The following is a 14,003-nucleotide window of genomic DNA, read 5'->3' on the forward strand; positions in this document are numbered from 1 at the left end:
TCTCCTTAAGACGCGGGGTCGATCTGGAGTGGGAGCTGATAGGTTGCATCGGCAAATTCCCAGGCGTGGAAACCGATGCCGCGGTCGCCTTGCAGGTTGAGGTCCGGCAGGGGAACTTCACCCTCGCGCAGGATCACATCGATCGCGTTATCAACGGCGCTGGCATAGATATTGGGCGCGCCGGGGTCAGGCCAGGACGCCGGGGCCGGAAAACTCCTGTGATCCAGAATGAGGCCGGCGATATCCGGGTCGGACGGTCTGTCGATAAAGAGATCGGGCGTGCCGAACCCCGAAAAGCCCACTGCAGGGGGTGTTTCCATGCCGGTGGAGTGAGTGGCCGCAGGGCAAATCCAGCTTTGCAACAGATTGTCCGCATCCCAGATTTCGTTGGGGAACAAATCCGTGCTGGTCGCGGTAAAGAGGCTTGGGCCTGCGGGAAAACCACAGGGCGGGCTGTCGAGGTTGGGCGCTTCCAGCCGCAGCTCCGCATCGTCGAGCTCCTTGCTGAAAGGATGCGCAAGCCCGCCGAAAACCAGCATTCGGTTCATGCCATCCAGCGCATTGTAGAGATACCATTTCACCACATAAAGGTCGCGCCGCAGCACCGGCCAGTTGATGTCCTTGACCCCTGTGACAATCAAAACGATGCCACCCGCAATGGCGGCCAGAGCAGGCAGCAGCCCCAAAAGGCCCAGTGCAACCACGCCTAAAACAGCCAGGATCGCGCCGCAGACGCTTTTTTTCATGTTCGGCGCGGGTTCGGGTTCAACGTCCAGCGGGTTGGGCGCGTCTTCATCCGCGTCATCGCCTGCATCGTCATCCATCTCGAAGGGATCAGCGGTCGATGGATCGAAAAAGGCGGTGCCGTCTTCGATGCTGAGCGGCGGGGGCGGGTTGCAGCCCAGGGCGTCCGCACTTGTGGTGAACCAAAGCGTCAGCCAGGACCAGACCACCGCATCGTTTACACGGCGTTCCGTGACCAGTGCCAGCGCCCCATCATCACCATAGATGTCACGCACGGCCTCGACGATGAAGCTGCGAAAATCTTCGGGCAGGGCATCGGGCAGGGGCCGGTTGAGCACCGTGGACTGCATGACCTCAATGGGGTTCGCACCTGCGAGATCCCCCAGTTCGATCCGTTTGTGCAGCTCCGCATTACACAGGCTGCGCCAGTTTTGAAAATCCTCGCCGCCGTCTTCCAGCGCATCCGGTTTGCCGGGATCGTAGAAACCCCAGGCCCAGGCATCGACAAAACGTTCGATCCAACGGGTGCGCCACCAATGCAGGCGCGGCACGCTGCCGACGATTGAGCTGATGAACGGGCTGCCGGTGGCCTTGCCGCAATAGGACATCTTGAAGCCATAGGCATATGCGAGGAACCGCCTGTCGCCTGTTGCATCAAAGATTTCCTGGGCGCGGGTGACGAGGCGTTCAGCAAAAGCACCGGTGCGAAAGGCGCTGAGATGATCGCGTACGGCCCAAAGGTCGGGGGCTACAAGGTTTTCTCCCTCGTCTACGGCGGCAAACGGGCGTGAAGCGATGGTGATCAAATCGAAAATCGGTGCAAAGACGGCATCGTTGGTCAGCCGTGGGATGAAATCCTCAATAATCTCCTGATCGTCCTGGAACCGCTCCATGTCATCCTGCAGCGGTACAAACTTCAACAAGTCCTCTTCATCGGCGATGTCGGAAATCTGACGGATCAGCGCGCGCACCCGGCGCAGCACCGACAGGATATTGCGTTCCGGGTCGTCTTGCGCATCGGGATCACTCAGGATCGTAAAGAGTTCGCGCCAGATGGCAGCATGGGCATCATAGCGTCGGCCACTGTCGGTGGGGTCGATCAGACCGGGCGGCGTTGCGGGCACAAAGTCGAAAAGATTGACACCCAAGGCGCCGAGATAGCTGTAGGCGGGTTCGGCGTTGATGTGTTGTAGGGCTGTTTGCAGCTTGTCTTGCGGCTGCTCGCTCAGTCGTTCGGTAACAAGGTCTCTGACGAGAAATAGAGAAGGTGTTCCAACCATAATAGCACCCCTTTCGAGACGGCTTTTAAAAGCGCATGCACATTGGTGAACATGTATCTCTGGGTATGGTCGGCGGTGAAAAATTCCGCAAAAGAGTGGACCGAAATACGAGCCCTGATGTGATGCAATAATTTGTAAAAATAATCGAAATGTGCCGAAGAATTAGCATAATTGTGGGGTTTTTTCAACTCGCGGTCGTGAAACGGGGAGCCGCCGTAAGCGGAATTTGGCCACCGCTACCTGTCGGAAGATGTCCTTTGGCGGTGCAATTGGCGGGACATGAACAGCATTGTTTCTGCGGGTTTTGAACGGGTTAAGTTCCTGCCGACGGTCGGCCTTATGAACGCTTTGGACGATGATCTGGATCGCAAGCGGCCGCGCAAAAATCGCCGATTTTGTGACCGGGGAAAAGGCCCCGCCAAAAGATGTTTGTGCATTGAGCGGGGAATTTCCAAGGCCCATTTCCAGATCAGAAAACCTGACAAGGAAGGGCATATGAGTTTCCTTGGCGGGGCCATTGCGCTTGGTGCAGTTCGGGCTAGATTACAGAGCGCTGACATTAAGGGAGAATTGACGTGGTGGAAACTGTCCAGGGTCTTATTGCAGGCCATCCTGAAGACGCGCCCGCGCTTGGCGCACCGGGACGAGATTGGTTGACATACGGCGGTTTGCGCGCTCTGTCGGACCGCGTCAGCACCACTTTGCATGCCGCGGGTGTGGGCAAGGGGGACCGCGTGGCCATCGTACTGCCGAACGGGCCGGAAATGGCGGCGGCGTTTTTTACCATCGCACAATCGGCCGTCACGGCGCCTTTGAACCCGGCCTACCGGGAGGAAGAGTTCGCCTTTTACCTCGAAGATTTGAAGGCCAAAGCGGTGGTGTTGATGGCGGGGGAGGAGGGCCCTGCCTGTGCTGCCGCGCAAAAGCTCGGGATCGCCATCCTGCGCCTGACGCGCGACGATGCCGCACCGGCAGGCAGCTTTGCGCTGCAAGCCGAAACCTCCGCGGGAACGGTTGATACGGCGCACCCCGGTGCGGATGATGTCGCCTTGATCCTGCATACCTCCGGCACAACATCACGCCCCAAGATCGTGCCGCTGCTGCATTCGAATGTCGCGGCCTCCGCGCAGAACATTTCCGCCTCGCTGGCATTGACGCCTGAGGATCGCTGCCTGAACGTCATGCCGCTCTTTCACATTCACGGGCTTGTCGCGGCAGTTTCCGCAACCTTCGCGGCAGGCGGGCAGGTCTGGTGCGCGCCGGGCTTTGATGCGCTGAAGTTCTTTGGCTGGCTGCGCGATGCGGACCCGACGTGGTATACCGCTGTGCCGACCATGCACCAGACGATCCTGTCGCGTGCGGGGCGCAATGGTGAGATCATCGAGAAGGCGCGCCTGCGCTTCTTGCGCTCCTCCTCGGCGTCACTGCCGGGGCCGGTGATGACAGAATTGGCCAAGACCTTCGGCGCCCCGGTGATCGAGGGCTACGGCATGACCGAAGCCGCCCACCAGATGTGCTCCAACCCCTTGCCGCCCCGCGCGCAGAAGCCCGGTGCCGTTGGCGTTCCCGCGGGCCCAGAGGTTCGCGTTGCGGATGAGGCCGCGCCAAAGCTGCTGGATGGTGGCGTTGGCGAGGTGGTGATTTCCGGCCCGAACGTGACGCCAGGCTATGAAAACAACCCCTCCGCCAACGCCGGTGCCTTTTTCGAGGTGGAGGGCAAGCGCTGGTTCCGCACCGGGGATCAGGGGGCCTTTGATGCGGACGGGTATCTGGCGCTGACCGGGCGGCTCAAGGAGATCATCAACCGGGGCGGCGAAAAGGTCAGTCCGCTGGAGGTGGATGATGTGCTCTCTGCCCACCCCGACGTGGCGCAGGCGCTGACCTTTGCTGTGCCGCATGACAAGCTTGGCGAGGAGGTCGCGGCGGCAATTGTGCTGCGCGACGGCAAGGAGATCAGCGAGCGCGATATCCGCAATTTCGTGGCGGAACGGCTCGCCGATTTCAAGGTGCCGCGCAAGGTGGTGATCCTGGATGAAATCCCCAAAGGAGCCACCGGTAAGCTGCAACGCATTGGATTGGCTGAAAAACTGGGGCTGGTGAAAGAGGCCGCCTCATGAAGATCTGTATCTTCGGCGCCGGTGCCATCGGCGGTTACATGGGCGCGAAACTGGCCCAAGCCGGGGCCGAGGTCAGCCTGGTGGCGCGCGGTCCGCACCTTGCCGCCATGCAGGCAAACGGGCTGACCCTGATCGAGGAAAGCGGGCAGAGCAACGTGCCGGTCACCGTGTCGGAAGATCCTGCCGCCCTTGGCCCGCAGGACTATGTGATCGTCACGCTCAAGGCGCATTCGGTGCCACCCGTCGTGGACAAGATGCAGCCTTTGATCGGGCCGGACACCACCATCGTTTCCGGCGTGAACGGGGTGCCGTGGTGGTATTTTCACAAGATTGGTGGGCCCCTTGAGGGCACCCGTCTGGCCACAGTTGATCCCGGGAATGCGCAATGGGATGGCTTTGGGCCCGACCGGGTGCTGGGCTGCGTGGTCTACCCCGCCGCGGAGGTCAGCGAGCCGGGCGTGGTGCGCCACATCGAAGGCAACCGGTTTTCGCTGGGCGAGCCGGATGGGTCAAAATCAGACCGGGCGCTGGCGCTGTCGAAAGCGCTGAGTGCGGCGGGCCTGAAAGCGCCGGTGCGTCCGAAACTGCGCGATGAGATATGGGTCAAGCTCTGGGGCAACCTGTCGTTCAACCCGATCTCGGCGCTCACCCATGCGACGCTGGATGTGCTCTGCACCGATCCCGGCACACGCGAGGTGGCCCGCAACATGATGCTTGAGGCGCAGGCCGTCGCCGAAAAGCTCGGCGTCAAATTCCCGATCGACGTGGATCGCCGGATCAAGGGCGGCGCGGAAGTTGGCGCGCACCGGACCTCGATGTTGCAGGATCTTGACGCCGGGCGTCCGATGGAAATCGATGCGCTGGTGGGATCTGTTCAGGAACTGGGGCGGGTGACGGAGACGCCGACACCGACCATCGACACGGTACTGGCGCTGATACAGCTGCGCGGTCGCACGGCGGGGCTATACAGCTAGATCGGCTGTCCGAATGCCTCAGCCTCAGGCCGTCGCGCGCTTTCTGCGTATGAGCTTCAGGGCGGGCAGGAAGATCAGGATCAGCGCAATGATCGTGATCGGCCCGGCAATGGGGCGGGTAAAGAAGATCGACGGATCACCGGAGGACAAGAGCAGTGACTGGCGCAACGTCGGCTCGGCAATGGGGCCCAGCACGATGGCCAGCACGGCAGGCGCCAGCGGGTAGTCGAACTTGCGCAGGAAAAACGCGCCGATCCCGAAAATCACCATCAGCCAGATGTCGAACATGTCGCGCGTGGCGGCATAGCCGCCGACGATGGAGAGGACAAAAATCATCGGCGCAAGGATCGTGAAGGGCATGCGCAACATCCAGATGAAAAGCGGGATGAAGGCAAGGTTGATCAGCACAGCGGCCATGTTGGAGACATAGAAGGAGCCGATCAGGCCCCAGACGAACTCTGTCTCATCCACGAAAAGCCGCGGTCCGGGCACCAGACCCCAGATCACCATGCCGCCCAACAGGATGGCCGTGGTAGGCGAGCCCGGAATGCCAAGCGTCAGCATTGGCAGCATCGATCCGGTGGAGGCGGAATTGTTGGCCGCTTCGGGCGCCGCAACACCGTCTGGGTTCCCCTTGCCGAAGGTTTCGGGCTTGCGCGATACCATCTTGGCCACGCCGTAGGACATCAACGATCCGGGCGTGGCCCCTGCGGCGGGCAGCACCCCGACAAAGAACCCCAGGAAGGATCCGATCATCGTGCCCTTCCAGCCGCGTTTGGTGGCTTCTTTGGTGTCGGCGGCCATCCCCTTCATGGTCATCTTGGGGGTTGTGGTTGTCACTTCACCGCGGGTCTGCTCGATCGTCCAGAGCATTTCTCCGATGCCGTAGACGCCAATGGCGAGGATCAGAAACCCGATGCCCTGCAAAAAGCCATTCATCTCGAAGAGGATAAGTCGCGGCGCGCCGGAAATCTGGTCGAACCCGACGGAGCCCAACACAAGCCCAAAGCAGATGGAAAAGACCGTCTTTGGAATATCGTCGCCGCCCAGCCCGACGAAAGTGGCAAAGGCCAGCAGCATCAGGGCAAAAACCTCGGGCGGGCCAAAGGACAGGGCGACGGAGGCAAGGGCAGGCGCAAAGAGCGTAAAGAGCACATTGGCAACCGTGCCGCCGACGAAGGAGGCGAGGGCGGCGGTGACCAGCGCCAGGCTTGCCTTGCCTTGGCGCGCCAACGGACGTCCATCAAATGTTGTCGCAACCGCCGTGGACGCGCCGGGTATGCCCAGCGTGACAGATGAAATGGCTCCGCCATACATCGCCCCATAGTAGATCGCCGCCAGAAAGATGATCGCCGAGCCGGGCGGCACAAGGAAAGTGACCGGCAAGAGGATCGCGACGCCATTGACGGAGCCCAGACCGGGCATGGCCCCGATCAACAGGCCAACGCTGACCCCGATGACGATCATCGTCAGGTTCAGCGGCTGCAGGGCGAGCAGCATGCCGTCAGTGAGAAGAGCGAGAACTTCCATCGTCAGCCGGTTTCCTTAGTGGGTCTGCATCAGCGAGATCAGTAGATGATTTCGTAGAGGATATTGAACACCGGGTCCGTGAACGGCATGCCGGTGGGCATGGTGATCCGCATCGCCCCTTCGAAGAAAAAGAAGAACGCCACCGGGGTGATCAGCGCCAGCGCCAGGCTCACCCCCCACCCGTGGCGTCCAAGGAATTTGGTGTAGTAGAGCAGGAAGACGGCAATCGCGCCGTACATGGAAATCACATTTACCAAAGCGACAAAAACGATGATGCCGCCGCCAACAAGGGCCAGCATGCGCCAGCCGTAGGAATCGAGCAGCGGGGCGTCGGATTGCGATTGCGGGCTGGTCCCGCGCCACCATTTGATGGCCGTCACTGCGCAACAGATCAACATCATGGCGGATAGCCAGAAGGGCCAGGCGCCGCCGCCCGGTCCCTGACCCGCGATATAGCCGATGGGCAGCTCCATGCTCTTCCACATCAGGTACATGGAAAAAAGGGCCAGCACGCCCGCCGTTACAATCTCACCGGTGCGCATCTGGCCCTCGTATCTGGTGCGTCTAAAGAGCTCTCGCCGGGCTTACTCGCCGAGCGATGCAAGCAGTTTCTTGTGGTTCTCGACCTGCAGACCCCAGTAGTCCTGCTGTTCGGAGGCATTCATCCAGAGCGGCGACAGGCTCTCGGATGTCAGATAGCCCTGCCATTCTTCGCTCTCAAAAATCTGGGTGAAAACGTCCTGGTAGTAGGCTGCAGCTTCATCCGACATGCCCGGCGCGCCGACCACGGCACGTTGATTATAGTAGGAGAAATCATGCCCTTTTTCCTTGATGGTGGGCACATCGGGATAGGCCGGCATGCGCTCGTCTGAAAAGGCCAGAAGGGGTACAAAATCACCGGCCTCGTAAAAACCCTTGGCTTCGGCAGGATTGTTGACCGTCGCCATGATCTGCTTGCCCGCGAGGTCCTTTGCGACCGCGCCACCGCCACTATAAGGGATATACTTGATGTCGAGGTCGAAGGCGTCCGACATATAGGCGATGACGATGGAGTCTTCCTGACCCTGACCGGTGCCGCCCATCACGAAGTCACCGTTCATCGATTTCACGTTTTCCACGTAATCTTCAAACGTCGTGATGCCGGAATCCTTGTGCACCCAGAGCACAAAGGGGTCGACACCCATCATCGCAATGGGGGTGAAGGTCTGGATGTCAATCCCAAGGTTCGCCTGCCGCAGCGGTGTGGTAAAGAAGGAATTCAGCGTCACAAGAATTGTATGATCCGGATCGCTTGTCCCGCTCACGTGGATCAGCGCCTCGGCACCTGAGCCACCGCCTTTATTATTCGGAACAAGGGGTCGATTGGTCAGGTCTTTTTTCTCCGCCACGGATTGAATGAAGCGCGCGATTTGGTCGGCGCCGCCGCCCGGTCCGGCCATGATTGTGAAATCAATCGGCTTGCGTGGTTTCCATCCATCTGCCAGAGCCGCCATCGGTGTTGCCGCCACAAGACTGGCAACCGCCATCCCCAACACTCCACGTTTCGTAATCCGCATCATAGTCCTCCTCCATCAGTGCATTAGCCGCGTTTTTTGAAGCCGAAAAACTTCCGTCATCCAACTTGTGATCGAGTAACTAAATTGCGTAAAGTCTTTTTCAAGAATTACTTTATTGCGGGCACGTTTTTTTAGTCAATGGGCCAGCACCACCGGAATCTCCGCATTGTCGACAACCGCCTGGGTGTTTCCACCAAAAAGCGTCTCGCGCTCATGGCTGATGCTATAGGCCCCCATCACTAGCAATCCGGCGCCTAGTTCTGCGGTTTTTTCCAGCAGCGCGACGCCGGGGTTGCGAGCCTCGAAACGGTGGATTTCAGAGGTGATCCCGCGCAGACGATAGTACTCCACAAGCTCTTCCGCCGTGGCACCATGTGGCGCGTCTTTCCCGCCAGACAGGATGATCACCGACTCTGCGGTGGCAGCAAGGTCGAGGGTGAGCGCAACAGCCCGCGACGCCTCCAGCGATCCATTCCACGCAACTGCAATCCTGGCACAAAAGGCATCCGGTGTCGCGCCATGGGCAGGGCACATCAGAACCGGGCGCCCCGTGCGAAAGAGGCCAGATTTCAGTGAATTCGTGCCGACGTTGCTGTCCCGGTTTGGCTTGGCCACAACGATCAGATCCGCAAGACGACCGTGATGTTTGATCACGTCCGCCATGCGCCCGGTTTCCTCGACAAAGGTCACGGTTGTTGAATTGCCGTGCGGATCATCGGATTCCTTCAAATCAAGCTTGCTGGCAAGGCCGTGCAACTCCTCGCGCAGATCCTGCTCTTGCTGGTTGGCCAACTCATGCGCCTGTTTCAGCATGGTTTTGCGCGCGAAGCTGGGCAGGGGCGTCCCGTAGGGCATCAGGTCCTCGGCCTGCGCGCGACAGTGCGCCACGACAATATGGGCGTGGTGCCGTTTGCCGAGCGCCGCGGCATGCCCAAGGACCGTTTCCACCATACCGTCCCCTCGGACGGGCACCAATATCTTGCTCAGCATGGGCATTATTCCTTCCATTTCAGCGCGCAGCGGGTGTGGGCATCGTTTCGGACACGCAGCCCCCATTTTCGACGTTTGTACTCAGGCATGCAAAAACACGTTCCCTCGAGTATAGCGCGCTTCGATCAAAATACCCGCTACGCGTGATGAACAATTCGGAAGCGGCTGCATCCAAATGCACTTTTCGCCAGCGGAAACTGACCAGAAATAACGTCGCCACATGGCATAATCCCGCTGCAACCTGACATCGACCGCAGGAAGATGCCGACAGGTGATGTTTCTGGCAAATTGAAGCTGGAATCCGGGCCTCACGGGGCGTCGGGTTGACCCGTCAAGACAGCCCCGACTAGCGTTCGCCCACCCACGCACCTGACGTCGACGCTGTGGGTGTGACGTTGTAGTGAACTGAAATATCAGCACAATACCGCGGTCTCCTCCCTGAGAGCGGTGCAATTACCCTGACTTCATCACGTGGTCAGGCCCGGTTGATTTGCGGCACGTCAACGGTGTGTCGATCAACCGGGCACGTCAGGACGCGCAGGCTCCCACGCTACGGTGGGCGTCAGATTACCAATGCAAAAAGGAAGAGAAACATGTCCCAAGCGAACGCGCTCGAGCAACTCATGCTGGACCTGATCAATGCGGAACGTGCCGCTGCCGGGGTCGATCCACTGACCTTTGACAGCGACCTGAATACCTCGGCCGAGGATCACAGCACGTGGATGTTGGAAGAGGATCAGTTCTCCCACCAGGGCGCCGGAGGATCGAGCCCGACCGCACGCATGCAGGATGCGGGCTTTGAATTCGAAGGCGCTTGGCGGTCTGGTGAAAACATCGGCTGGCAAAGCGAGAGAGGCGCGCCGGGCCTGGAGGATGACGTCGAACAAATCCACGAAAGTCTGATGAACAGCCCCGGCCACCGCGCGAACATTCTCAACCCCGATTTTGAGGAAATCGGGATCGGCATTGAGCGGGGCGATTTCACCTCCGGGTCCACATTCGATTCTGTCATGGTGACGCAGAATTTCGCAACCACCGATGCCGTGGATGACGACGACACCGTCGGCCCTGTTGCCCAAACTGACACAGATACGGACGATACGCCGGTCGATGACGATAGCGCAGAGCCTGTCGCCGAAGATACACCTCAGGATCCGGCCTCGGACGGTCCGGCTGATGCAGCTGACCCCGACGACGAAAACGAAGTGCCTGTTGATATAGCCGAAACCGACGCGCCGACGGGTGATGTCGAAGAGGAGCCGGTTGACACCACCGATATGGACCCGGATAGGGTTGAGACACCGGCGGAAGATCCCACCGATGATCCGGTGGACACAGCAGAAACCGAGGTACCCGGGACGGATGACGTGCCGGCGGAGCCTGTTGAAGAGGTCGTGGCCTGCGAGTTTGGCAACGGTGGTTTTCTCTTCATTGATTTCGGAGAGCTTCCGCTGAATTTCAACGCGCCGGATACTGAAGCGGATGATCCAGTTGAGGTGGTCATGGCGCCGTCAGGTTCGGAGGTCAGCGATATGGATGGCGAGGCCGCAACTGGCGAATTCGACGTGGCCGCCTTCCTCACGGAGATCAGTGACATGCTGACGCAGATCGATCTGGATGCGGATGCCTGCGGATACTCGGAAATGGTCTGACAAATCGACCCGGGGTCGCATCATGCGGCCTCGGGGCACCCCCACCCTTTTAACGCTCCCAATTTAAGAGATTGCTTGTGACCCCTCCCGCATATGGCCTTCCCGAATTAAAGCGTGCGCGTCATGCCAGCAGATGGTTGTTGATATCGGCGTTCCTGTTCAGCATTTTTGTGAACCTGCTGATGCTGACCGGCCCGCTTTTCATGCTGCAGGTCTATGACCGCGTTCTTGCGTCGGGGTCAGAAGAAACGCTTGTCGCGCTCTTTTCTCTGGTTGCAGCCCTCTATCTGTTCCTGGGCTTTCTGGATTTTGCACGCGCCCGGCTTTTGACACGTTTCAGCGCCCGGTTTCAGGCGCTGTTGGACCGGCGCGTCTTTGATGCGGCGCTGAAGCAATCGCAATCTTCGCCAAACGGATTGCCCGCCAATGCCGGTCTGCGCGATCTGGCAATGGTGCAAAACGCGCTTGGCTCCCCCGTCGTCCTGGCCGTTCTGGATGCGCCCTGGTCGCCCCTTTTTGTCGCTGTGATTTTCGTTTTTCACCCGCTTTTGGGATGGATTGCCCTGGCGGGTGTTGCCGTTCTTGTGGCGCTGACCGTGATCAACAGTTTCTGGACCGGGACGCGCGCGTCGCAGGCGCAAAAATCGCTGCACAAGGCACAACGCTATGCTGACAAATCCTGCGAGCAAAGCGGGTTGATCCAGGCCCTGGGGATGCATGATGCCTCTGCGGCGCAGTGGCACAAGTTGCGGGATACCGCGTTGGAGCAAAGCATCAGGTCCACGGATCGGGTCGGGCTCATCACCGCGTTCACCAAGGCATTTCGTCTCTTTCTGCAATCGGCCATTCTCGCAGCCGGGGCCTATTTGGTGCTGCGCGGGGATCTGACGGGGGGCGCGATGATCGCCGGCTCGATCTTGCTGGGCCGGACCTTGATGCCAATCGAAAAAATGCTGGGGCAGTGGCCGTTTCTGCAGCGCGCGCGGGCGGCCTGGACATCGCTGGCGCTGTTGTTGTCAAAGACGCCTCCGGAGCCGCAAAAGACACGGTTGCCTAGACCCTGTGCCGAGGTTTCGCTCTCCAATGTCACGGTCTTTGCACCCGGGGTTCAGCAGCCAATCCTGCAAGGCGTCAGTTTCACCGTTGGCCCGGGGCAGGTTCTGGGGGTGGTCGGGCGCAGTGGTGCGGGCAAGTCCACGTTGGCGCACACCCTTCTGGGGTTGCGTCACCCAAGCGCGGGCGAGGTGCGCGTCGGCGGTGCAAAGATCGACCAATACGGTGCCGATCAGTTTGGCAGCTATGTCGGGTATCTGCCGCAGGATGTGACCCTTTTTGACGGAACCATCGCCCAAAACATCGCAAGAATGGCACAGGACCCCAGCGATGAGATGATCGTGGAGGCCGCCAAACGCGCCAATGCGCATGACTTCATCCTGTCTCTGCCGAACGGATATGACACGGTGGTCGCGGAGCAGGGCACACAGCTCTCGGGCGGGCAAAAACAGCGGGTGGCACTGGCGCGCGCGCTTTATGGTGATCCGCTGCTTTTGGTGTTGGACGAGCCGAACTCCGCCCTTGATGCGGAGGGGGCTCTGGCCTTGAATCAGGCCATCCGGGGGTTCCGGGAAAGTGACAAGGCGGTGATCATTATGACCCACCGGGCCGCGGCGCTGACGGAATGTGAGAGGTTGATCATACTCGATCAGGGACGCGTTGCGGCGACAGGCCCAAGGGATAAGGTCATCAAAGGCATGCTCAACCGGACGAAAGACACACCACAGGTTGTCACCATGGCGGCCTCGCAATGAACGAGGGCGATGTGGTCAGGAAATGGCAGGCCAGCATGCCACTTATTGTCGGTTTCACCACGCTGGCGGTGCTGGTGGGTGTTGTCGGTGGCTGGAGCGTCAACACGAAAATCGCCGCAGCGGTGGTGGCCGACGGCATGATACAGGTGGAATCGAACAGGCAGGTGATCCAGCATCCCGAAGGCGGCGTGGTCGGCGAAATTCTGGTGCAGGACGGGGATCACGTTGCAGCTGGTGATGTGCTCATCCGGCTGGATGGTCGGTTGCTGCGATCGGAACTGGTTGTGGTCGAGGCGCAGCTGCACGAGATCTTTGTCCGCAAAGCACGTCTTCAGTCCGAGCGCGATGGTGCCGAGGCGATGGTACTCCCCGCGACGGTCACCGCCCTTGCAAAGGGCAGTCCCGCGGTGGCCGCCTTGGTCAAGGGGCAGAAAAACCTCTTTGAAGCCCGTATTTTGTCCTTGGCCAAAGAACGCGATCAACTCGACGAACAGATCGCGCAAATCGGCAATGAAATAACCGGAACCGAAGCGCAGCTTGAAGCGCTCTATGAGCAGCAGGAGCTGGTTGGGAACGAACAGCAGGACGCCGAAGATCTCTTTGACAAAGGGCTGATACAGGCGTCCCGGGTGACCACCTTGCAGCGCGATACGGCCAATATCACCGGTGAGATCGGTCGTCTAATTGCCCGCGAGGCGGAGCTGAACGGGCAGATCGCGGCGCTGAACATACAAAAGCTGAGGTTGCAAACCACACGGCGTGAGGAGGCGATTGAGACGCTGCGGGATCTGCAGCCGCAGGAGGTGGAACTGATCGAGCGCGCCCAGACCCTGCGCGAGACCCTCGCGCGGCTTGATTTGCGCGCGCCCGTGAGCGGTATTGTCTATGGCTCCACGGTTTTTGCCCTGCAGTCGGTTATTCAGCCTGCGGCGCCAATCATGTATGTGGTGCCGCAGGACCAGCCTCTGGTTGTTTCCGCGCGCATCCCGTCAACCCATATTGATCAGGTACATATCGGGCAGCAGGCGTCTTTGAGGTTCACCTCCTTCAGCCAGCGCACCACGCCAGCCATCAATGGGAATGTGAGCAAGCTGTCGGCGGACGTGTACACAGATGAGGTGACGGGTAGCAGTTATTATCAGGCGGGGGTGGTACCGGACACGCAGGAACTGTCGAAGTTGCAGGGGCAGGAGCTGTTGCCGGGCATGCCGGTTCAGCTGTTTATCAAGGCAGAAGAACGCACGCCGCTCAGCTACCTCGTCAAGCCGGTAACCGACTACCTGAGCAAGGCTTTTCGGGAGAGTTGATCTCGTAGCGCATCGTGACCTTTACCTAGGGGAACCGCCTCTGAC

At 59.9% G+C, this 14,003-nt stretch carries 11 protein-coding genes; 5 read left to right on the forward strand and 6 right to left on the reverse strand.

Annotation, left to right across the window (positions count from 1 at the left end; translation table 11 throughout):
• Positions 1-5: 5 nt before the first annotated feature.
• Both Q1A63_RS04710 and Q1A63_RS04715 read right to left on the reverse strand, forming a co-directional pair.
• A complete protein-coding gene (locus tag Q1A63_RS04710; RefSeq protein WP_299630870.1) occupies positions 6-2,024 on the reverse strand; it encodes a hypothetical protein in 2,019 nt (672 codons plus the stop codon).
• A gap of 162 nt (positions 2,025-2,186) precedes the next feature.
• A complete protein-coding gene (locus Q1A63_RS04715; protein ID WP_299630872.1) occupies positions 2,187-2,519 on the reverse strand; it encodes a hypothetical protein in 333 nt (110 codons plus the stop codon).
• A gap of 80 nt (positions 2,520-2,599) precedes the next feature.
• Here Q1A63_RS04715 and Q1A63_RS04720 point away from each other — a divergent pair, with 80 nt between their 5' ends.
• Both Q1A63_RS04720 and Q1A63_RS04725 read left to right on the forward strand, forming a co-directional pair.
• Positions 2,600-4,141: an acyl--CoA ligase gene (locus Q1A63_RS04720; protein WP_298970423.1), complete on the forward strand. Its 1,542-nt coding sequence runs from the start codon at positions 2,600-2,602 to the stop codon at positions 4,139-4,141.
• On the forward strand, positions 4,138-5,115 hold the full coding sequence (locus tag Q1A63_RS04725) for a 2-dehydropantoate 2-reductase (protein ID WP_299630874.1): 978 nt from the start codon (positions 4,138-4,140) through the stop codon (positions 5,113-5,115). Before Q1A63_RS04720 ends, Q1A63_RS04725 begins: the two co-directional genes overlap by 4 nt.
• 24 nt (positions 5,116-5,139) lie before the next feature.
• Here Q1A63_RS04725 and Q1A63_RS04730 read toward each other — a convergent pair whose 3' ends face one another.
• The 4 genes from Q1A63_RS04730 to Q1A63_RS04745 all read right to left on the reverse strand — a co-directional run bounded on the left by Q1A63_RS04730 (position 5,140) and on the right by Q1A63_RS04745 (position 9,191).
• Complete coding sequence (locus Q1A63_RS04730; RefSeq protein WP_299630876.1) at positions 5,140-6,645, reverse strand: tripartite tricarboxylate transporter permease; 1,506 nt, start codon at positions 6,643-6,645, stop codon at positions 5,140-5,142.
• Positions 6,646-6,683: 38 nt separating this feature from the next.
• On the reverse strand, positions 6,684-7,187 hold the full coding sequence (locus tag Q1A63_RS04735) for a tripartite tricarboxylate transporter TctB family protein (protein ID WP_299630879.1): 504 nt from the start codon (positions 7,185-7,187) through the stop codon (positions 6,684-6,686).
• 42 nt (positions 7,188-7,229) lie between these two features.
• Positions 7,230-8,204: a tripartite tricarboxylate transporter substrate binding protein gene (locus Q1A63_RS04740; protein WP_299403371.1), complete on the reverse strand. Its 975-nt coding sequence runs from the start codon at positions 8,202-8,204 to the stop codon at positions 7,230-7,232.
• Positions 8,205-8,336: 132 nt separating this feature from the next.
• Positions 8,337-9,191 (reverse strand): universal stress protein, encoded by an 855-nt coding sequence (locus Q1A63_RS04745; RefSeq protein ID WP_299630882.1) that lies wholly within the window; start codon positions 9,189-9,191, stop codon positions 8,337-8,339.
• A 593-nt stretch (positions 9,192-9,784) separates the two neighbouring features.
• Here Q1A63_RS04745 and Q1A63_RS04750 point away from each other — a divergent pair.
• From Q1A63_RS04750 to Q1A63_RS04760, 3 genes are all read left to right on the forward strand, one after another.
• Positions 9,785-10,843: a CAP domain-containing protein gene (locus Q1A63_RS04750; RefSeq protein WP_299630884.1), complete on the forward strand. Its 1,059-nt coding sequence runs from the start codon at positions 9,785-9,787 to the stop codon at positions 10,841-10,843.
• Positions 10,844-10,983: 140 nt separating this feature from the next.
• On the forward strand, positions 10,984-12,651 hold the full coding sequence (locus Q1A63_RS04755; protein ID WP_299630886.1) for a type I secretion system permease/ATPase: 1,668 nt from the start codon (positions 10,984-10,986) through the stop codon (positions 12,649-12,651).
• Complete coding sequence (locus Q1A63_RS04760; protein ID WP_298970411.1) at positions 12,648-13,958, forward strand: HlyD family type I secretion periplasmic adaptor subunit; 1,311 nt, start codon at positions 12,648-12,650, stop codon at positions 13,956-13,958. Before Q1A63_RS04755 ends, Q1A63_RS04760 begins: the two co-directional genes overlap by 4 nt.
• Positions 13,959-14,003 lie beyond the last annotated feature (45 nt).

The organism is uncultured Roseobacter sp. (assembly GCF_947499265.1).
Classification (GTDB): domain Bacteria; phylum Pseudomonadota; class Alphaproteobacteria; order Rhodobacterales; family Rhodobacteraceae; genus Roseobacter.

What these genes read in the sequence shown, in the direction of transcription:
- Q1A63_RS04750 (WP_299630884.1), top strand. Translation starts at nt 9,785, where the DNA reads ATGTCCCAAGCGAACGCGCTCGAGCAACTCATGCTGGACCTGATCAAT.
- Q1A63_RS04760 (WP_298970411.1), top strand. Translation starts at nt 12,648, where the DNA reads ATGAACGAGGGCGATGTGGTCAGGAAATGGCAGGCCAGCATGCCACTT.
- Q1A63_RS04725 (WP_299630874.1), top strand. Translation starts at nt 4,138, where the DNA reads ATGAAGATCTGTATCTTCGGCGCCGGTGCCATCGGCGGTTACATGGGC.
- Q1A63_RS04730 (WP_299630876.1), bottom strand. Translation starts at nt 6,645, where the DNA reads ATGGAAGTTCTCGCTCTTCTCACTGACGGCATGCTGCTCGCCCTGCAG.
- Q1A63_RS04735 (WP_299630879.1), bottom strand. Translation starts at nt 7,187, where the DNA reads ATGCGCACCGGTGAGATTGTAACGGCGGGCGTGCTGGCCCTTTTTTCC.
- Q1A63_RS04715 (WP_299630872.1), bottom strand. Translation starts at nt 2,519, where the DNA reads ATGCCCTTCCTTGTCAGGTTTTCTGATCTGGAAATGGGCCTTGGAAAT.
- Q1A63_RS04745 (WP_299630882.1), bottom strand. Translation starts at nt 9,191, where the DNA reads ATGCTGAGCAAGATATTGGTGCCCGTCCGAGGGGACGGTATGGTGGAA.
- Q1A63_RS04710 (WP_299630870.1), bottom strand. Translation starts at nt 2,024, where the DNA reads ATGGTTGGAACACCTTCTCTATTTCTCGTCAGAGACCTTGTTACCGAA.
- Q1A63_RS04740 (WP_299403371.1), bottom strand. Translation starts at nt 8,204, where the DNA reads ATGATGCGGATTACGAAACGTGGAGTGTTGGGGATGGCGGTTGCCAGT.